Origin of the sequence: Nonomuraea sp. MG754425, from assembly GCF_021699195.1 — a bacterium.
In the GTDB taxonomy this organism is placed as follows: Bacteria; Actinomycetota; Actinomycetes; order Streptosporangiales; family Streptosporangiaceae; genus Nonomuraea.
The window spans coordinates 19,696-38,648 of the sequence record NZ_SSXE01000085.1; the positions used below are offsets into that span (position 1 = coordinate 19,696).

General features: G+C 72.6%; 19 protein-coding genes. 9 read left to right on the forward strand and 10 right to left on the reverse strand.

Annotation, left to right across the window (positions count from 1 at the left end; translation table 11 throughout):
* Position 1 precedes the first annotated feature (1 nt).
* From FAF44_RS27420 to FAF44_RS27430, 3 genes are all read right to left on the reverse strand, one after another.
* Positions 2-610, reverse strand: a complete 609-nt coding sequence (locus tag FAF44_RS27420; protein ID WP_272895094.1) for a DNA-binding response regulator — start codon at positions 608-610, stop codon at positions 2-4.
* Between the two features lie 122 nt (positions 611-732).
* Complete coding sequence (locus FAF44_RS27425; protein ID WP_237106151.1) at positions 733-1,779, reverse strand: zinc-dependent alcohol dehydrogenase family protein; 1,047 nt, start codon at positions 1,777-1,779, stop codon at positions 733-735.
* A 1-nt stretch (position 1,780) separates the two neighbouring features.
* On the reverse strand, positions 1,781-2,611 hold the full coding sequence (locus FAF44_RS27430; protein ID WP_237106152.1) for a helix-turn-helix transcriptional regulator: 831 nt from the start codon (positions 2,609-2,611) through the stop codon (positions 1,781-1,783).
* Positions 2,612-2,714: 103 nt separating this feature from the next.
* Between FAF44_RS27430 and FAF44_RS27435 the strand changes: the two genes are divergently transcribed.
* The 3 genes from FAF44_RS27435 to FAF44_RS27445 all read left to right on the forward strand — a co-directional run bounded on the left by FAF44_RS27435 (position 2,715) and on the right by FAF44_RS27445 (position 5,955).
* Entirely contained in the window at positions 2,715-3,425 is a 711-nt protein-coding gene (locus FAF44_RS27435) for an SDR family oxidoreductase (RefSeq protein ID WP_237106153.1), read from the forward strand.
* A 36-nt stretch (positions 3,426-3,461) separates the two neighbouring features.
* Positions 3,462-4,859 carry a glutamate--cysteine ligase gene (locus FAF44_RS27440; protein ID WP_237106154.1) on the forward strand — a complete coding sequence of 466 codons (1,398 nt, stop codon included), beginning with the start codon at positions 3,462-3,464 and terminating at the stop codon, positions 4,857-4,859.
* Positions 4,860-4,923: 64 nt separating this feature from the next.
* A complete protein-coding gene (locus FAF44_RS27445; RefSeq protein WP_237106155.1) occupies positions 4,924-5,955 on the forward strand; it encodes a hypothetical protein in 1,032 nt (343 codons plus the stop codon).
* On the opposite strand, the gene FAF44_RS27450 is transcribed toward FAF44_RS27445, so the two are convergent.
* On the reverse strand, positions 5,945-6,664 hold the full coding sequence (locus tag FAF44_RS27450; RefSeq protein WP_237106156.1) for a PaaX family transcriptional regulator C-terminal domain-containing protein: 720 nt from the start codon (positions 6,662-6,664) through the stop codon (positions 5,945-5,947). The genes FAF44_RS27445 and FAF44_RS27450 overlap by 11 nt on opposite strands.
* 31 nt (positions 6,665-6,695) lie before the next feature.
* On the opposite strand from FAF44_RS27450, the gene FAF44_RS27455 reads away from it, so the two are divergent.
* The 3 genes from FAF44_RS27455 to ligD are packed head-to-tail and all read left to right on the forward strand — an operon-like array spanning position 6,696 to position 10,443.
* Positions 6,696-8,402, forward strand: a complete 1,707-nt coding sequence (locus FAF44_RS27455) for an acyl-CoA dehydrogenase family protein (protein WP_237106157.1) — start codon at positions 6,696-6,698, stop codon at positions 8,400-8,402.
* Between the two features lie 40 nt (positions 8,403-8,442).
* Positions 8,443-9,180 carry a crotonase/enoyl-CoA hydratase family protein gene (locus tag FAF44_RS27460; RefSeq protein ID WP_237106158.1) on the forward strand — a complete coding sequence of 246 codons (738 nt, stop codon included), beginning with the start codon at positions 8,443-8,445 and terminating at the stop codon, positions 9,178-9,180.
* A 39-nt stretch (positions 9,181-9,219) separates the two neighbouring features.
* A complete protein-coding gene (gene ligD, locus FAF44_RS27465) occupies positions 9,220-10,443 on the forward strand; it encodes a non-homologous end-joining DNA ligase (protein ID WP_237106159.1) in 1,224 nt (407 codons plus the stop codon).
* Here the strand turns inward: ligD and FAF44_RS27470 are convergent.
* Positions 10,432-11,847 carry an FAD-binding oxidoreductase gene (locus FAF44_RS27470; RefSeq protein ID WP_237106160.1) on the reverse strand — a complete coding sequence of 472 codons (1,416 nt, stop codon included), beginning with the start codon at positions 11,845-11,847 and terminating at the stop codon, positions 10,432-10,434. The genes ligD and FAF44_RS27470 overlap by 12 nt on opposite strands.
* Positions 11,848-11,918: 71 nt before the next feature.
* On the reverse strand, positions 11,919-12,812 hold the full coding sequence (locus FAF44_RS27475) for an SDR family oxidoreductase (RefSeq protein WP_237106161.1): 894 nt from the start codon (positions 12,810-12,812) through the stop codon (positions 11,919-11,921).
* Positions 12,813-12,899: 87 nt separating this feature from the next.
* On the opposite strand from FAF44_RS27475, the gene FAF44_RS27480 reads away from it, so the two are divergent.
* Positions 12,900-14,666 carry a thiamine pyrophosphate-binding protein gene (locus FAF44_RS27480; protein WP_237106162.1) on the forward strand — a complete coding sequence of 589 codons (1,767 nt, stop codon included), beginning with the start codon at positions 12,900-12,902 and terminating at the stop codon, positions 14,664-14,666.
* A gap of 7 nt (positions 14,667-14,673) precedes the next feature.
* On the opposite strand, the gene FAF44_RS27485 is transcribed toward FAF44_RS27480, so the two are convergent.
* On the reverse strand, positions 14,674-15,426 hold the full coding sequence (locus FAF44_RS27485; protein WP_237106163.1) for an IclR family transcriptional regulator: 753 nt from the start codon (positions 15,424-15,426) through the stop codon (positions 14,674-14,676).
* Between the two features lie 80 nt (positions 15,427-15,506).
* Here FAF44_RS27485 and FAF44_RS27490 point away from each other — a divergent pair, with 80 nt between their 5' ends.
* Both FAF44_RS27490 and FAF44_RS27495 read left to right on the forward strand, forming a co-directional pair.
* Entirely contained in the window at positions 15,507-16,676 is a 1,170-nt protein-coding gene (locus tag FAF44_RS27490; protein ID WP_237106164.1) for a 4-hydroxybenzoate 3-monooxygenase, read from the forward strand.
* Between the two features lie 27 nt (positions 16,677-16,703).
* On the forward strand, positions 16,704-17,015 hold the full coding sequence (locus FAF44_RS27495; RefSeq protein ID WP_237106165.1) for a DUF6401 family natural product biosynthesis protein: 312 nt from the start codon (positions 16,704-16,706) through the stop codon (positions 17,013-17,015).
* A gap of 230 nt (positions 17,016-17,245) precedes the next feature.
* On the opposite strand, the gene FAF44_RS27500 is transcribed toward FAF44_RS27495, so the two are convergent.
* From FAF44_RS27500 to FAF44_RS27510, 3 genes are all read right to left on the reverse strand, one after another.
* Positions 17,246-18,031 carry a hypothetical protein gene (locus FAF44_RS27500; protein ID WP_237106166.1) on the reverse strand — a complete coding sequence of 262 codons (786 nt, stop codon included), beginning with the start codon at positions 18,029-18,031 and terminating at the stop codon, positions 17,246-17,248.
* Between the two features lie 142 nt (positions 18,032-18,173).
* A complete protein-coding gene (locus FAF44_RS27505) occupies positions 18,174-18,320 on the reverse strand; it encodes a hypothetical protein (RefSeq protein WP_237106167.1) in 147 nt (48 codons plus the stop codon).
* Positions 18,321-18,346: 26 nt separating this feature from the next.
* A partial coding sequence (locus tag FAF44_RS27510; protein WP_237106168.1) for a 3,4-dihydroxy-2-butanone-4-phosphate synthase occupies positions 18,347-18,953 on the reverse strand: 607 nt, incomplete at its 5' end.

Genomic DNA, 18,953 nt, shown 5'->3' on the forward strand with positions numbered 1-18,953 from the left:
CTCAGATCCAGCCGGACTCCCTGGCGATGCGGATGGCGTCGATCCTGCTGCGCGCCCCGAGCTTTGCCGTGGTCTTTGACAGGTAGTTGCGGACCGTTCCTTCGGACAGGTACAGCGAGGCCGCGATCTCCCCGATGGACGCCCCGTCGGCGGCGGCTCCGATCACGTCGAGCTCGCGTTGTGTCAGCGGGGCCTCCATCGGGCGCATGGCGGCGATGGCGAGTTCGGAGTCGATGACCCGCTCGCCCTCGGCGACCCTGCGGATCCCGTCCGCGAGCCGGCCGGGTGGCGCGTCCTTGGCCATGAAGCCGCGTACGTGCACGTCGAGCGCCTTCTTGAGGAGGCCGGGGGTGCCGACGCCGGTGAGGATGAGCACTCCGCACTCGGGTAACTTCTCGTGCAGTTCGGCGGCGGCCGTGAGGCCGTCCATGCCGGGCAGTCCGATGTCGATCACCGCGACGTGGGGGCGGCAGGCTCTGGCGGCGGAGAGGATGCGGTCGCCGCGTTCGACCTCGGCGACGACCTCGATGTCCTCTTCGTAGGCCAGCAGCGCCACGAGGGCTCCCCGTACCAGGTGCATGTCCTCAGCGAGCAACGTTCGAATCACCATGCGTCCTTGCGGTCGACCAGGCTTGCAACGTCTGCGGGCCCCTCAATCCTGCCGTACCGACCCAATCAATGAAAAGTACTGGTATTTGGGCGCCACGCCATCTTCGAGCAGGCTACCTGCGCTCACGACGCCCGGGGCGCGCACCGGGGAGTGATCATCGTGACGCCGGGCACCGAGCCCATGGAGGCCAGCGCCTTGCCGGCGTCGGCGAGCCCGATGGTGCGGGTGATGAGCTGGTCGGGGTGCAGGATCCCGGCCCTGATCATCTCCAGCATGGGCGGGTAGGCGTGCGCGGCCATGCCGTGGCTGCCCAGCAGCCGCAGCTCGTGGCCGATGACGCGGCCCATCGGCACCGGCGTGGCCCCGCCGGGCAGCAGCCCGACCTGGACGTGCCGGCCCCGGCGGCGCAGGCTCTCGACGGAGGCGGCGCACGTGGCGGGGCTGCCCAGCGCGTCGATCGACACGTGCGCGCCGCCCCTGGTCAGCTCCCTCACCTGGGCCGCCGCGTCACCGGCCGAGCCGTTGACGAAGTGCGTGGCCCCCGCCTGCTCGGCCAGGTGCAGGGCGTCGGTGCTGATGTCGATCGCCACGACGCGGGCGCCCGCCGCGGTCGCGATCATCACGGCCGACAGGCCCACCCCGCCGCAGCCGTGCACGGCCACCCACTCGCCGGGGCGCACGTCGCCGACCTGGGCCACGGCGCGGAAGGCGGTGGCGAAGCGGCAGCCGAGCCCGGCCGCGGTGGCGTAGGCCATGTCGTCGGGCATGGCGACGAGGTTGACGTCGGCGTGGTCGATGGCGACGTACTCGGCGAACGAGCCCCAGTGGGTGAAGCCCGGCTGGGTCTGCCGCTCGCAGACCTGCTGGTCGCCGGTGGCGCAGGCGGGGCAGGAGCCGCAGGCGCAGATGAACGGCACGGTCACCCGCGTGCCCGGCCGCCAGCCGCGCACGTCGGGGCCGACCGCCTCGACCACGCCCGCCAGCTCGTGGCCGGGCACGTGGGGCAGGACCTTGATGTCGGGGTCGTGCCCCTGCCAGCCGTGCCAGTCGGACCGGCACAGCCCGGTCGCCTCGACCCTGATCACCGCCCCATGGGACGCGGGGGACGGGTCGGGCAGCTCGCGCACGTCGAGCTCTCCACCGAAGACGTCAAAGGCAACCGCTCGCATCTCATGAGCTTAGGGTCTGTCGCCGCAGCTCGCGCAAGGCCCGGTGCGACGGCGAGCCGGGTTCGGCGGTGTAGAGCACGAGCCGCAGGTCGTCGCGGTCGGGCACCTGCATGACCTGGCAGATCACGTCGATCGCGCCGACCACCGGGTGGACGACGCGCTTGCGCTGCTCCCTGCGTACCTGGACCTCGTGCCTGGACCACAGTTCGGCGAAGGCCGGGCTGAGCGCGAGCAGTTCGGCGACCAGCGCCTGGATCCGCCGGTCGCCGGGGTGGCGGCCGGCGGCGGCGCGCAGGTCGGCGACCGAGCCGCGGGCGAAGCGGCTCTTCTCCTCGTCGCCGAGGTGCTCGGCGATCTCGGGCGACATGAAGACCCAGCGGATGACGTTGCGCTCGCCCGGCGAGGTGGAGTCGAGGCCGCCCATGAGGGCGCCGGCCATGGGGTTCCAGGCGCGGATGTCGTAGCGGGCGTCCAGCACGTACGCGGGCACGTCCTCCAGGAACGCGATCAGGTGCAGCAGGCTGTCCGGCACGTCCTCCCTGATGCGGGGCCGGTCGAGCGGCTGGCCCGTCAGGTGGAACAGGTGGGCGCGTTCGTCCTGGTTCAGCAGGAGGGCTCGGGCCAGCGCGTTCACCACCTGCTTGGACGGGTGCGGGCCGCGGCCCTGCTCCAGGCGGATGTAGTAGTCGATCGACATGCCCGCGAGCTGCGCGACCTCCTGCCTGCGCAGGCCGGGAGTGCGGCGGGTGCCGCCGGCCGGCAGGCCCACGTCGGCGGGGGTGACGCGGGCGCGCCTGGCGCGCAGGAAATCGGCGAGTTCGACGCGGTTCATGGCTCCATCCTCTGCCAAGAGGGCGACGGGGTGGGTGGTACCGCTGATCCCAGCCTCCCCAGGGCTCTGCCGCAGCACCCCGCCCCCGGGCCAGCGTGGAGCCATGACGAAGATCGCGCTCATCACGGGCGCCAACAAGGGCATCGGTTTCGAGATCGCGCGGCTGCTAGCCGAGCAGGGGTGCACCGCGATCGTGGGGGCACGGGACGAGGAGCGCGGGCGGGCCGCGGCCGAGCGGCTCGGGCAGCCGTACACGCAGGTGGACGTGACCGACGAGCAGAGCGTGTCCGGCGCCGCGAAGTGGATCGACGACACGTACGGCCGGCTGGACATCCTGGTCAACAACGCCGGCATCACCGGCGACCCCGCCGGTTTCCCGCCCAGCGCCGCCACGGCCGCGCACCTGCGTGCGGTCTACGAGACGAACGTGTTCGGCGTCGTCACCGTGACCAACGCCATGCTGCCGCTGCTGCGCAGGTCGCCGGCGGGGCGGATCGTGAACATGTCGAGCGAGCTGGGCTCGCTGGCCATGGCGTTGGAGCCGGACAGCCCCTTCCGGGAGTTCAACGCCGTGACGTACAACTCCTCCAAGACGGCGCTCAACATGGTGACCCTCTGCTACGCCAAGGAGCTGGAGGGCACCCCGATCAAGGTGAACGCCGCCAATCCCGGGTACTGCGCCACCGACCTCAACCAGCACCAGGGGTTCCGCACGGCCGCTCAGGGCGCGGCCGTCGCCGTGCGGCTGGCCATGCTGGACGCGGACGGTCCGACGGGCGCTTACCTGGAGGATGCCGGCGTGGTCCGCTGGTGAAGGTGTCAAGACCAACAATGGGGACAGATGGGGGTGATGGGCAGAGATCTGGATAAGGAGCGGTTCACCGAGGCGGAGTTCACCCGCTTCGGGGAACGCGTCCGGGAGCAGCTCGGCGTGCTGCGCAAGCTGCTCGACACCCCCGGCTTCGGTCAGGGCCCGGTCACGATCGGGGCCGAGCTGGAGTTGTTCCTGATCGACGAGGAGGGGCGTCCGCTGCCGCGCAACAGCGAGGTGCGCGACGCCCTGGACGACCCCCGCGTGGTGCTGGAGCTGGGCCGCTACAACATCGAGGTGAACCTGACCCCGCTGCCCCTGGCGGGCAGTCCCTTCGCGGCGCTGAGCGCCGAGGTGCAGGAGACGGTCGCCAAGGTGGACGACGCCGTCGAGGGCGGCGGCGCGCTGCCGATCGGCATCCTGCCCACCCTCGACACCGGGGACTTCACGCGGGGCGCGATGAGCGACCAGAACCGGTTCCGGGCCATCAGCCGGGGGCTGCGGCGGCTGCGGCTGGAGCCGTTCCTGGTCAAGATCGGCGATCTGGAGCTGTCGGTCGAGGACGTGATCCTGGAGAGCGCCAACACCTCCTGGCAGGTGCACATCCGTACGCCGCCGGAGCGCTTCGCCCGGCTGTTCAACGCCGCCCAGCTCGCCATCGGGCCGGTGCTGGCGGCGTGCGGCAACTCGCCGTCGTTCCTGGGGCGCGAACTGTGGGAGGAGACGCGGATCCCGCTGATGGAGGAGGCCGCCGACGACCGCGACATGCTGCGGCGCGAACGCAGGGACGGGCGGGTGACCTTCGGCTCCGACTGGGTGCGCGAGGGCGCCGGCGAACTGTTCGAACGGTACGTGCGCGACTACGACCCGCTCGTGCCGCACCTCACCGAGGGGGCGCCCGCGCACGAGGTGCCGGAACTGCGGCTGCACCAGGGCACGATCTGGCAGTGGAACCGCCCCGTCTACGACCCCGCCGGCGGCGGTCACCTGCGCGTCGAGATGCGCGCGCTGCCGGCCGGGCCGTCGTGCGCGGACATGGCGGCGAACACGGCCTTCCTGCTCGGGCTGACGTTGTCGCAGGCCGAGCGGGACCTGACCGGCTACCGGTTCGCGACCGCTTACCAGAACTTCTACCGCGCGGCCATGCACGGCCTGGACGCCAAGCTCTCCTGGCCCGGCCTGGACGGCGAGCACGAGGCCGCCGAGCTGGTGCTGTCGTTGCTGCCCGAGGCCAGGAAGGGCCTGCTCGCGGCGGGGGTGACGGCGCGCGACGCGGACCGGGCGCTGGAGGTGATCGAGCGGCGGACCCGGCTGCGGCGCACCGGCTCGGCCTGGCAGCGCGAGACGCTGGCACGCTTCGGCGGCGACCGCGGGCGGCTCGTGCGGCGCTACCGCGAGCTGGCACTCTCCGGAGAACCCGTGCATTTGTGGGACTGATTCGCAAACAACGGCCCTGCCCGTTCCGTCAAACTGGTCAAGAGACGGAAAAGGTGAGGCTGATATGGCGGGTACGGGGTTGGTTCCGACCGACACGGCGGCGTTCTCCCTGAACCGGGAGACGGGCGACCTGGAGGAAGGGGCGGCCAAGCTGGCGAGCGAGGTGGGCAGCACGTCGGTCGAGGCGGTGCTGGCCGAGGCCAACAGGACCGGCGTGGACAAGGGCGCGGCGGCGGCGATGGGCGCGATGCACCCCAGACCGGAGCAGTGGTACGCCTTCGACGCCGCCGACCAGGACACCACCGACTGGTACCCGCAGGGCCTGACCGGCAGCGAAGACTCCGGCAACATCGGCCTGCGCACGTTCATGGTGAGCTGGTACTTCAAGCCGGAGGCGGGCGAGCGGGGCGTCAGGGTGTCGTTCCTGAGCCCCCAGACCCTGAAGTACCGGCACGCGCTGCTGGTCATGGCCAAGCCGGACGGCTCGTACGGGCCGATCGACATCCACGCGGGCGGCATCGCCTGCTACGGCGACCTGCTCTACGTCGCCGACACCGTGCTCGGGCTGCGCGTCTTCGACCTGAACCACCTGCTCGACCTGCGCACCGTGCAGCACGACCTGGGCGACGGCACGCGCATCGGCCGCCACGGCGGCAAGCTGAACGCCTTCGGCTACCGCTACCTCCTCCCGCAGACCGACCTGTGGAAGGTGGCGCAGGCCGGGCCGCGCTTCTCGTTCGTGTCGATCGACCGCGGCGGCGAGCGGCCGCGGCTGGTCACCGGCGAGTACCGCGGGGACGACCCCGGCGGCTGGGTCGGGCGCTGGGACCTGGACCTGCGCGGGGGCGAGCCCGCCGACGCCTTCGTCCTGGGGCAGACCAAGATCCAGGGCGCGATGTCGTACGGCGGCACGTGGTACCTGAGCCAGTCGGCCGGTTCCACCGCCAACGGCAGGCTGCTGGTCGCCGACGACGGCGCGGAGCCGCAGGCCAGGCCGTTCCCCGTGGGCCCGGAGGACCTGACGGTGCAGGACGGCAAGTTGTGGAGCGTCACCGAGTTCAGGAACCGGCGGACGGTCTTCGGCGTCAGCCTCTGAGGTGTTCCTGGAGCACCTGCCGGTAGCGGCGGTCGAAGTCGTCGTAGCGGGCTCGTAGCGCGGCGCCGGGCCAGCCGCCCGGCAGCAGTCCGGCGGGCAGCAGCGGGTCGGCCAGCAGGTGGCGCAGCACGGCGGCCGAGACGAGGAAGCCCTCGGCCAGCCCGTCGGCCCGGTCGAGCGCCGCCTCCAGCCGCCGGGCCTCGGCGGCCCACCCGTCGAGGTCCCACAGCAGGGGGGTGGGGTCGTCGTGCGGGCGGCCGTCGATCAGCGTGCACTGCGCGGTGACGATCTCCGGCCAGGCGCGCACCAGGTTCGCCGGGCGCAGCCAGGTGCCCTCGCGCAGTTCGGCCAGGCGCAGCGCGGTCATCGTGTGCCGCAGGGCGGCCCGGTCGGCGGGGGCGCGCCGTTCGGCGGTGACGACGGCCACCTCCCAGGTGCCGTCCCACGCTCTGGTGTGCGGGTCGCGGCTCTCGTCCTGCCTGGCCTGGCGTTCGACGAGCCGTTCCGACAGGGTGTACCCGCCGTCGGCCTGCGCCAGGTCGCCGGCCGCGACCATGCGTGACAGCGCCACCCGGACCGTGCCCTCCGCGATGCCGAACAGCGCGCCGATGCGCACCAGGTGGCGGGCCGGCAGCCGGGGCGGGTGGCTGCCGAGCAGCGCGCTCAGCACCGCCGACCGCGCGCTCAACGAGTTGTTACGCTCTTCCATCGCGTGTCGAGTATATGTAACACTCGAAGGTATGGGCCGGTATCTCGTCGAACCGTTCGACCACAGTGACCGCTACGCCACCGAGCGCTACCAGGGCGCCGCCGGGCGCAACTGGTGGCGCTGCGACCCCACGCTCCGCCTGCTCATGCGGCGGTACCTGGGAGACGGCTTCGCCTGGGCGCAGCCGCACCTCGACCGGCTCGGCGGGCTGATGGGCGGCCTCGTCGCCGAGTGCGCCGAGGAGACCGACCGCAACCCGCCGCGGCTGGAGAAGTACGACAAGTGGGGCAGGGACGTCAGCCAGGTCGTCATGCCGCCGTCGTTCCACACCGCGCGCCGGGCGCTGATGGCCGACAACTTCACCTCGCCCGCGTTCACCGAGCAGGCCCGCGCGAACGGGGCCGACCCGGCCGTGCTGGGCGCGGCGTGGACGTACCTGCTCGACCAGGCCGACATCGGGATGGGCTGCGCGCTCGGCACAGGCGGGGACATGGTGGTCTCGCTCGCCGAGAAGCACGCGCCGCCGGACGTCCGCGATCGGGTCCGGGAGATCTTCGCCGACGGCTACTACTCCGGCGAGGCCGCCCAGATGTTCACCGAGCGGACCGGCGGCTCCGACCTGGCGGCGCTGGAGACCACGGCGGAGCCCGACGGCGACGCGTGGCTGCTGAACGGCGTCAAGTGGTTCGCCTCCAACGCCAACGGCTCGGCGTTCGTGGCGCTGGCCAGGCTGCCGGAGGGCGCGGTGGCGCCGTTCCTGGTGCTGTGGGAGCGGCGCGACGGCCGCCGCAACGGGGTGCGCATCCGCCGGCTCAAGGACAAGCTCGGCACCAGGTCCGTCGCCTCCGCCGAGGTCGAGCTGGCCGACGCCGAGGCGTTCCTGCTGGCGGGGGCGGGCTCCGGCTCGGGCCTCGGCACGATGATGAAGCTCACCAACGCCTCGCGGCTCGGCGTGGCCATGATGGGCGTCGGCGTGGCCAGGCGGGCGCTGGTGGAGTCGATCTGCTACGCCCGCGCCCGCGAGGCGTTCGGCCGGCCGCTCGCCGAGCAGCCGCTCATGCGGCGCAAGCTGGCCGAGCTGATCGTCGAGGTCGAGGCCGCGCAGGCGATGGTCTTCGACGGGCACGCCGGGCCCCGGCTGCGCCTGGCCCCCGCCCTGATCAAGCTGCGCGCCGCCCGCCTGGGCGTGACCGCCGCCGGCGACGCCGTCGAGGTGCACGGCGGCAACGGCTACGTCGAGCAGTGGCCGGTGGCCCGGCTGCTGCGCGACGCGCAGGTCAACCCGATCTGGGAGGGCGGCGACTACATCCTCTGCCTCGACGTGCGGCGCGCCATGCTGCGCGAGGCCGCCCACGAGCCGTTCCTCGACCGGCTCGAAGCCGCCCTGGGCCAGGCCCCCGGCGGCGAGGCGGCCACGGTCTCGCTCGTCGAGCAGCGCGTCGCCGACCTGCGCAAGGCGATCACGGCCTGGTCGGGGCTGGCACCGGCGCTCGCCGAGGCGCGGCTGTACCCGCTGGCCCAGCTCATGGCCGACGTGTACGCGGCGGCGCTGCTCCTGGAGCAGGCCGGCTGGGAGCAGCGCGCCGGGCACGGCGGGCGCAAGGCCCTCGTGGCCCGCCTGTACGCGCGGGCCCGCCTCGCCGACCAGGGCCCGCTGCGCGGCATCGACGGCCCGGCCGACGACCTGGAACACTTCGACGACCTCCGCACGGGAGCCTTCACCGAGACCGGTGACTGAGGCGGCCCGTATGCTCTGCGTGTTCCCGGAGGAGGGCCGCATGACCGTACGCGTGGAGCACCAGGGCCCGGTCACCACCGTGGTGATCAGCAGGCCGCAGGCGCGCAACGCCGTCGATCGCCGGACGGCCGACGCGCTGACGCGGGCGTTCCGGGAGTTCGAGCGCTCCGACGCCGCCGTGGCGGTGTTGTGGGGCGAGGGCGGCACGTTCTGCGCCGGCGCCGATCTCAAGGCGTTCGACAACCACGTCGGCGAGGAGGGCGACGGGCCGATGGGCCCGACCCGCCTGCGCCTGAGCAAACCGGTCATCGCCGCCGTGGCCGGGCACGCGGTGGCGGGCGGGCTGGAGCTGGCGCTCTGGTGCGACCTGCGGGTGGCCGAGGAGGACGCGGTGTTCGGGGTGTTCTGCCGGCGGTGGGGCGTGCCGCTCGTCGACGGCGGCACCGTGCGGCTGCCCCGGCTCATCGGCGCCTCCAGGGCCATGGACATGATCCTCACGGGCCGTCCCGTCGAGGGGCCGGAGGCGTACGCGTGGGGGCTGGCCAACCGGCTCGTGCCCGCCGGCACCGCCAGGCGGCACGCGGAGTCGCTGGCCGCGCAGCTCGCGGGCGTCCCGCAGGAGTGCCTGCGCGGCGACCGGATGTCGGCGCTGGAGCAGGAGGGCCTGACCGAGGACGAGGCGATGCGCAACGAGCTGCGGCACGGGCTGGTGTCGTTGCCCGCCGCGGCCGAGGGCGCGGCCCGCTTCGCGGCGGGCGCGGGCCGCCACGGTCTTTGAGCCGGGAGGTTGTCGGTCGGTCCGCGTAGGGTGACCTTCATGCCTGACATCGAGGTCGCCGGGCGCGAGGTCCGCATCACCAGCCCCGACAAGGTCGTCTTCCCGCTCTCCGGCCGCACCAAGCTCGACCTGGTCCGCTACTACGAGGCCGTGGGCGAGGCGGCGCTGCGCGGCGTGCGCGGGCGTCCGATGGTGCTCAAGCGGTTCGTGCACGGCATCGAGGAGGAGGCGTTCTTCCAGAAGCGGGCCCCGGCCAAGCGTCCCGACTGGATCGAGGTGGCCGAGCTGAGCTACCGCTCGGGGCTGAGCGCCGAAGAGGTGGTCTGCACCGACCTGGCGCAGCTCGTGTGGGTGGTCAACCTGGGCTGCGTCGACCTCAATCCCCACCCGGTGCGCTCCGACGACCTGTCCAGGCCCGACGAGCTGCGCATCGACCTCGACCCGGTGCCGGGCGTCGAGTGGGCCGACGTGCTGCGTACGGCGCTGGTGGTCAGGGAGGTGCTGGCCGATCACGGGCTGGTGGCCTGGCCGAAGACGTCCGGCTCGCGCGGCTTCCACGTCTACGCCCGCATCGAGCGGCGCTGGCCGTTCGCGAAGGTGCGCAAGGCGGCCGAGACGGTGGCGCGCGAGGTCGAGCGGCGCGCCCCCGACCTGGCCACCAGCCGGTGGTGGAAGGAGGAGCGGCACGGCGTGTTCGTCGACTTCAACCAGAACGCCTACGACCGCACGGTGGCCTCGGCCTACTCGGTCCGCGCCGTGCCCGACGCCCGCGTGTCCACCCCGCTGACCTGGGACGAGGTGCCGGGCTGCCGTCCCGAGGCGTTCACCCTCGACACCGTGCCCCGGCGGCTGGCCGAGATCGGCGACCCGTGGGCGGACATCGACCGGCACCCCGGCTCGCTCGACGGCCTGCTCGCCCTGGCCGAAGAGCTCGGCCCCGCGCCCAAGCCGCCGAAGGGCAGCGGGCGCAGGCAGCAGACGATGCCGATGATCGAGATCGCCAAGGCGGAGCACAAAGACGAGGCGATGGCCGGGTTCGAGCGGTGGAAGGCCCGCCACCCCGCGGTCGCCGCCCGGCTCGAGCCCGCCGACGTGCTGGTCGACGCGATGCGGGGGCGCAGCAGCGTGTGGTACCGCATCCGGGTCAACCTGCAGCACGTGCCGGAGGCCGAGCGCCCGCCCCAGGAGCCGCTGGAGGCCGACTACGACCCGTGGGGGCGCGGGGCCGGCGGGCGTCCTGAGACCGGAGATTCAGCGTCCTGAGATGAGGTCGGCCAGCCGCGCGTACGCCGAGGTCGTGGCCAGGCGCTCGTTCTCGCGGCGGTCGGCGGCGCGGAACAGCGTGTAGATGAGCCGCACCCCGGCCCACCGCAGCGGCTCGGGCTCCCACTGGCGCACCTGCCGGCCCACCCACGGCAGCTCCGTCAGCGGGGTCTCGCGGCGCAGCACCAGGTCGCGCAGCGTGCGGCCGGCCAGGTTGGTGGTGGTCACCCCGCTGCCCACGTAGCCGCCGGCCCAGCCGAGGCCGGTGGCGTGGTCCAGGTGCACGGTCGAGCACCAGTCGCGCGGCACCGCGAGCACCCCGCACCACGCGTGCTGCACGCGCACGTCGGCGGTGGCCGGGAAGAGCCTGACGAGCATGCGCCACAGCAGGGCGACCGTCTCCCGCTGGGTGACGCCGCGCCGGTCGACGCGCGAGCCGAAGCGGTACGGCACGCCGCGCCCGCCGATCGCGATCCGGTCGTCGGCGGTGCGCTGGGCGTAGACGTAGGCGTGCGCCTCGTCCTCCAGCAACTCGCTGCCGTGCCAGCCGATGTGCTTCCACACCTCGGCGGGCAGCGGCTCGGTGACGATCATGGAGCTGTTCATCGGCAGCCACTGCCGGTGCTGCCCGGCCAGGCTCGCGGTGAAGCCCTCGGTGGCGCGGATGACGTACTCGGCGCGCACGACGCCCCGCGTGGTGACCGCCGTGGCCAGGCCCTGACGTCTGGGGAGGATCTCGGTCACCGTGGTGTCCTCGAAGACGTCCACGCCCATCCGGGCCACGGTGGCGGCCAGCCCGACGGCCAGCTTGGCGGGCTGGATGCGGGCGCAGTGGGGCGAGTACGACGCCTCCAGCGCCCCGGCCACCTGCACGCGCTCGCGCTGCTCGTCGCGGTCGAGCAGTCGCACGTCGTCCGCGCCGTAGCCCCATCGCCGCAGGTCGGCGACCCCCGCACGCAGGCGGCGGCGCTGGGCCGGGTTGGTGGCGACGTGGATCAGCCCGCTCTTGTGCACGTCGGCGTCGATGCCCTCGGCCCGGGTCACCTCGATGACCTCGTCCACGGAGCGGAACATCGCCCGCTGCAGGTCGATCATGGCCTGCCGCCCGCGCGCCTTGGCGTGCCGCCTGCGTGAGCCGGCGAACTCGGCCGAGAGCCACCCGCCGTTGCGCCCCGACGCGCCGAACCCGGCGAACTCCTTCTCCAGGATCGCGATCCGCAGGCCGGGGTCGGTCTGCTTGAGGTAGTACGCGGTCCACAGGCCGGTGTAGCCGCCGCCGACGATGGCGACGTCGTACTCGCGGGCTCCCGGCAGCGCGGGCCGCCGCGCGGGCAGGCCGATCTGCCGGTACCAGAAGGAGACCCCGCCGTTGGCGAAGTCCTCAGTCAGCGGGATGCCTCTCATCACCGGACACATCTTCTAATAACCGACAGGTATCAACAAGTCGGCGAAGTGTCATGAAATGGCATATAAGGCTAGCTTCGTGTCGGACGTTCGTAGCCTTCGTCGCCGCCGTATACGCGCAGGTCAGGGTCCTGCTCCGGTTGGGTGGCCGGGCTCGTGGGCGAGGCGGTGTGCTCGGAGGCGAAATCGTCCGACAGGATCGGGGCCGGCGGCATCAGGTAGTCGTGCCAGGTGATCTCGCCCTTGGGCGCGGCGTCCGTGGTCAGCTCGCCCGCGCGCTGGGCCGCGCGCAGGCGGCCCGGATACCGCACGGGCAGGAGAGTGCGGTGCAGGTGGGAGGCGTGCAGCCAGGTCTGGACGAGTTCGTCGCCGCCCAGGATCTGCGGGCCGCCGTAGTCGATCTCCCGGTGCGCCGGGCCCGCGCTGAGCAGGGCGGCCACGCGGGTGGCCACCTCGCCCGCGTGCACCGGCTGGAAGAGCAGGGAACGGTCCACGGGCAGCACGGGCAGTGCCGCGAGAGCGCGCAGCCGCCGGTGCAGCCACTGGTGGAACGGGGTGGCCCGCAGGATCGTCCAGCCCAGCCCGCTCTCCTCGACCAGGCGTTCGGCCTCCAGCTTGTGCCGCAGGTAGCCGTAGGCGGCGCGGTCGGCCCCCACCACCGAGGTGAACAGCACGTGCGGCACTCCCGCCGCGCGGGCCAGGAGCAACAGCGTCCTGGTGCCGGGGACGTCCATCGCGCCCCGCCTCCTGCGTCCGCCGGTGGCCAGGTGGGCGACGGCGTCCACGCCGTCCAGCGCCTCCCGGACGCCGTTGCCGGAGACGAGGTCGCCCCACTTCCACTCGACGTTGCCGCGGTCGTCCCGCTTGGCGCGGCTCAGCGCCCGCACCTCGTGGCCCGCCTTGAGCAGGGCGGGCACCAGAGCCCCGCCCAGCATGCCGGTGGCTCCCGTGACCAGAATGCGCATGCGGGTCCCCTACCCGCTAATTTCCAGAAATGTCAATGAATCTCACTCCCGCGTCTGTGCGCCCCGGAGCGGGGTAGGGCCGCTCACATGGCACGAATCGCATCGGAATCCCTGATCGAACGGCTCGCGGCATGGGGCGTGGACACCGTCTTCGGCCTGCCCGGCGACGGCATCAACGGCATCATGGAGGGCCTGCGGCGCCACCGCGACCGGGTGCGCTTCGTGCTCGTCCACCACGAGGAGGCCGCGGCCTTCATGGCCACCGGCTACGCCAAGGCCACCGGCCGGATCGGCGTGTGCCTGGCCACCTCCGGCCCTGGCGGCATCCACCTGCTGAACGGCCTCTACGACGCCAAACTCGACCACGCGCCGGTGCTCGCCATCACCGGCATGCAGGAGACGTCCGTGCTGGGCACCGGCTACCAGCAGGAGGTGCACCTCGACCGGCTCTTCGCCGACGTGGCCGAGTACAACATGATGATCACCAACCCGGCCCAGCTCCCCTCACTGGTGGACCTGGCGATCAGGACGGCCTACGCGCGCCGCGGGGTCGCCCACCTCACCATCCCCAACGACATCCAGGTGGCCGAGGCCGGGTCGGACCCGTACCGGACCGTGGCCCCGGCGCGCGCCCCCCAGACCGCGCCCGTCTACCTCCAGGCGCCCGGCGCGCCCCGGCCGGAGGACGTGGAGTGGGCCGCCGAAGTGCTCAACCGGGCCGAACGGCCCGCCATCCTCGTCGGGCAGGGCGCGCTGCACGCCAGGGAAGAGGTGCTGGCCGTGGCGGAGGCGCTCAGGGCGCCCGTGGTCAAGACCCTGCCGGGCAAGGCGGTCGTGCCGGACGACTCCCCGTACACCACGGGCGGGCTCGGGCTGCTCGGCACCCGGGCCAGCGAGGAGTTGATGGAGGACGCGGACGTGCTCTTCATGGTGGGCACGAACTTCCCGTACTCCAAGTTCCTGCCCGAGGTGCGCGACACGCGGGTGGTGCAGTTCGAGGCCGACCCCACCCGGGCGGGCGCGCGCATCGCCACCGACGTGCCGGTGGTCTGCGACGCGAAGGAGGGCCTGCGGGCGCTGCTGCCGCTGCTCGCCCCCCACGACAACCACGGCCACCTGGCTAAGTACCAGAAGATGATGGCGAAATGGCGCTCCGACATGGAGGCGCTGGAGAACCCCGACCGGCACCCGATCGCCCCGCAGTACGTCATGTCCATCATCGACGAACTCGCCTCCGACGACGCCATCATGACCTGCGACAGCGGCACCATCGCCACCTGGGCGGCCCGCCACTGGACCATCCGCGGCGGTCGCGAGTTCTACCTGTCGGGCACGCTCGCCTCGATGGCCCCGGGCCTGCCGTACGCCGTCGCCATGCAGCACGCCTTCCCCGGTCGCCAGGTCATCGCGTACGTGGGGGACGGCGGCTTCTCGATGCTGATGGCCGAGTTCCTCACCGCCGTGCAGCACCGGCTGCCGATCAAGGTCGTCGTCAACAACAACAACTCGCTCGGCCAGATCCTGTGGGAGCAGATGGTGCTCGGCTACCCGGAGCACGGGGTGCGCTTCGCCGCGCCCGAGGCCGACTTCTCGGCCTGGGCCCGCTCGTGCGGCGGGTTCGGGGCCAAGGTCACCAAGTCCGAGGACGTGGCCCACGCGATCGGGCAGGCGCTGGCCCACGACGGAGCGGCCCTGGTGGACGTGGACGTCAACCCGAACGAGCCGCCCATGCCCGGCAAGGTCTCCTACGACCAGGCCAAGAGCTTCGCGCAGGCGTTCCTCAAGGGGCAGCCGCACAAGGCGGCGATCGCCACCACGCTGTTCAAGGACCGCATCCAGAAGCTGGGGGACTGACCGGACCTCACGAGCGCCGGTAGGCCCCGGCGACACCGGCGGCGGCCTGGCGCAGCGGCTCCACCAGGCGGGGCAGCTCGCGGGCCCGCCGCGAGGCGAGCACGATGCCCAGCGCCGCCACCGGCCGTCCGTCCACCAGCACCGGGACCGCCGCCGAGCACGACCCGAGCGTCATCTCCTCGGACGTCAGCGCGTATCCCTGGGCGCGCACCGCGGCCAGCTCCCTGGCCAGCCGGCCCGGCTCGGTGATCGTGTGCGGGGTCGGGCGTTCGAGCGCGCGTTCCAGGTAGGCCCGGACGAACCAGTCCGGCTCGTACGCCAGCAGCGCCTTGCCGACCCCCGTGGGATGCATCGGCAGCCGCCCGCCGACCCTGGACACGATGGGCACGGCCCGCCTGCCGTACACCTTGTCCACGTACAGGACCTCCAGGCCGTCCCTGACCGCCAGGTGCACGTTCTCGCCCGTCGAGCCGAACAGCTCCTGCAGCCACGGATGGGCCTGCTCCCGCAGCCGGTCCGGCGCGAGCTGCCCCAGTTCCCACAGCCGCGGGCCCACCCGCAGCCGCCCGTCGGGCGCGCGGCTGAGCGCCCGCCACGCCTCCAGCTCTCCCACCAGCCGGTGCGCCGTGCTCAGCGGCACCCCGCTGCGTTCGGCCAGTTCGGTGAGCGTGAGCTGCGGGCGCGCCGCGTCGAAGGCGCCCAGGATGGCCAGCACCTTGGACGTCACCGAGCGCCCCTTCTCGCGGGCTCCACCGGACATGCCGTCCATCCTGTAAGGATTTTCCATCCAGTGGAAGGTGCCTCTCGGCCAAATTCCGGTCAAGGAAGGATGCTTCCCTCATGCGAACACAAGTCGGGATCATCGGGGCAGGCCCCGCGGGTCTCCTGCTGTCACACCTGCTGCACCTGCGCGGCATCTCGTCCGTGGTGCTGGAGAGGCGCAGCCGCGAGTACGTCGAGCGCCGCGTACGGGCCGGGGTGCTGGAGCAGGGCACGGTGGACACGCTGGCGCAGGCCGGCGTCGGCGGGCGCATGCTGCGCGAGGGGCTGCCGCACCACGGCATCGAGCTCAGGTACGGCGGCGCGGCCCACCGCATCCCCTTCGAACGGCTCGTGCCGGGCCGCGCCATCACCGTGTACGGGCAGCAGGAGGTGGTCAAGGACCTGATCGCGGCCCGGCTCGCGGCCGGCGGCGACGTGCGCTTCGAGGTCGAGGACGTGCGGTTGCACGCGCTGGAGTCGGAGCCGTACGTCACGTTCGGCGGGCAGCGGCTCGACTGCGACGTCATCGCCGGCTGCGACGGCTTCCACGGGGTGTCCCGCCCGGCCATCCCGGACGGCGTTCTGAGCGTCTTCGAGCGCGAATATCCCTTCGCCTGGCTCGGCATCCTGGCGTGGGTGGCCCCGTCGTCGGAGGAGCTGATCTACGCCAGGACCGAGCGCGGCTTCGCCCTGCACAGCATGCGCTCGCCCACCGTCAGCCGCTTCTACCTGCAGGTCCCCGCCGACGCCCGGCTGGCGGACTGGCCGGACGAGCGGATCTGGGCCGAACTGCGCGCCCGGCTGGAGACCGTGCCCGGCTTCGCGCTGGCCACCGGCGAGATCACCGAGCGGGGGATCACGCCGATGCGCGGCTTCGTGGCCGAGCCGATGCAGTACGGACGGCTCTACCTGGCGGGCGACGCCGCCCACATCGTGCCGCCCACCGGCGCCAAGGGGCTCAACCTGGCCGTCGCCGACGTGCGCGTGCTGACCGAGGCGCTGGCCGCCTACTTCGCCGACGGCTCGACCACGCTGCTCGACGGCTACTCGCGGGCGTGCCTGAAGCGGGTGTGGCGGGCCCAGCACTTCTCGTGGTGGATGACGACGCTGCTGCACACCTTCGAGCAGGACGACCCGTACGCGCGGCGGCTGCAACTGTCGTACCTCGACTACGTGACGTCCTCGGAGGCGGCGGCCACCACGCTGGCGGAGAACTACGTGGGACTGCCGTTCGACGCGGGCCGCTGACCTTGGAAGATGCTTTAAAGTTGGCGGGTGGTTTTCGAGGAGGGATGGGCGGCTTCGCCCCTGCGCTGGCTCATGCACGTCCTGGGCGACACCCAGCTCGCCAGGATCGACGGCGACCCGGGGCTGCAGGCCGTGGTCGACCAGCACGCGGCGGTGCTGCGTGACGCGATCCCGCTCGACCGGGAGACCCTGGGCGACTACCTGCTCGGCTTCCTCGACGAACTGCGGCACCGCGGCTGGGTCTTCACCGGCGACCCCGACGCGCCGTCGCTGCGGCTGACGGCGGTGTGCTGGCTCACCCGCGAACTCGGCCTCCTCGAAGACGGCCACCCCGCCTGACGGCCACCCCTGCCTGACAGTCATCCCGCCTGACGGCCACTCCGTGCGACGGCCATCCCTGCCTGACAGCCCCTGCCTGGCGGCTGCTCCCGTCTGGCGGCCTTGTCGCCGTTCCGGGTGAGGGCGACGTCGGCCGGTCGGGCGCGCCTGCCGCTTCCCGTCCTGGCAAGGCGGGCGCCCCAGGCGGCGTGCCTGGGGCGGCCCGAGAACGGTGTGGGCCCCTCCGGAGATCAGTCCGGAGGGATGTCGGAGCGGTGCGCGCCACCGGGCGACGTCCGGATGGGCGCCGTCTCCTCCGTCATCGACCGGGCGTCCTCACGCCCCCGCTGGTACGCCTCCGCGTGCGCCCTGGCCTGCGGAGCCTCCTGCTCGATGCGGCCCAGCCAGCGCTCCCAGCGCTGCTGCATGGGCCGGACGAGCCCGCCTCCGAAGCCGATCGCCGCGATCGCCCCGATGGTGGCGAGCACGGTGATCAGCACCGGCATCGTCACGGTCGTGGCCACGCCGATCTGGTTCAGCGCCGCGATGATGCCCAGCGCCCAGATGAATATCGCCGCCACGGTCGCCACCCAGCGGCCGTACGACAGCCCGCCGAGCATCCCGGCCACGATGTCCTTGACGGCTCTGGCCACCGCCCCGGCCACCACGATGATCACGATGGCCACCAGGGCCTTGGGCAGCCAGCCCACCACGGAGGCCAGCAACGACGAGACCGGGTTGGGCCCGAAGACGTTGAAGGCAATCTGCAGCGTGACCAGCAGGATCGCATAGAAGACGATCTTGGCGAGCAGGCTGCTGGCGTCGTACTTGCTGCGTTCCAGCCAGCGCCGCACACCGCTGCGCTCCACCGCGCGGTCGAAGCCGACGCGTTCGAGCACCTTGTCGACGATCTTCTCCAACGCCTTGGCCACGATCCACCCGATGATCAGGATCACCAGGAACGCGACCAGCTTCGGAACGAACGTCGCCACCCCTCGCCAGGCGTCCGAGATGCCCTGGCCGATGTTGATGTCCACGGTTTCCCCCTCCGAGGAGCCAATGCATCGGCGCTACCCGTACCGAAACGGTCTATACACGCAGCGCTACCAAAACTTCGCACACGGCTACATATCTCCCACCATGACGAAGCCGTGCCCGGAGCGGAATCCACCGGTGGCACTACCGGTCCCGGCCCCGACGTTCGCCACGGTCCTGGCCGGTGCCGAACGCCGCGTCGGTCATCGCCCCGAGGCGCGGGTCGGGCACCCTGCGCCGGGCGTACCCGACGCCGAGCCGCGCGTAGGGGCCGTCGCTCGGGGGACGCACGCCGGGCCCGCCTCACACGGGCGACGTCACAGATACGTGCGCAGATCGCGGACGTCGATCAACGGCAGCCCCCACCGCAACGCGGACGCCTCCAGATCGGCGGCCCCCGCCATGACGCCGTCCGGCTTCATGATCTCGCAGCACACCCCGACCGGCGGCAGCCCGGCCGCCACGCACAGCGCCACGGTCGCCTCGGTGTGCCCGGCCCGTTCGGGCAGCAGCCCCGGCCTGGCCATGAGCGGGAACACGTGTCCCGGCCGCAGGAAGTCGCCCGGCCGGGCCTCCGGGCTGGCCAGCCGCCGCACGGTCGCGGCCCGCTCGGCGGCCGACACCCCCGTGCCGGTGCCCTCCGCGAGGTCCACGGGCACGTGCGGCCGGGTGCCGTGCCGGTCGCCCTCGCCCGGCATCGGCGCGATCTCCAGCCGCTCCAGCACCTCGCCCGCGCACGGCACGGTGGGATGCCCGCAGCACTGCGTGAGCATGAACGTGAACGCGTCGGGCCGCAGCCGGGCGCCGGCGAAGATCACGTCGCCTTCCGTCTCCCGGTCCGGATCCCACACCAGCACCGCCCCGCCCGCCGAGATCTGGGCGATGGCCTTGTCCACCCCGGCGCGTCCCGAGATCCTGTCTCTT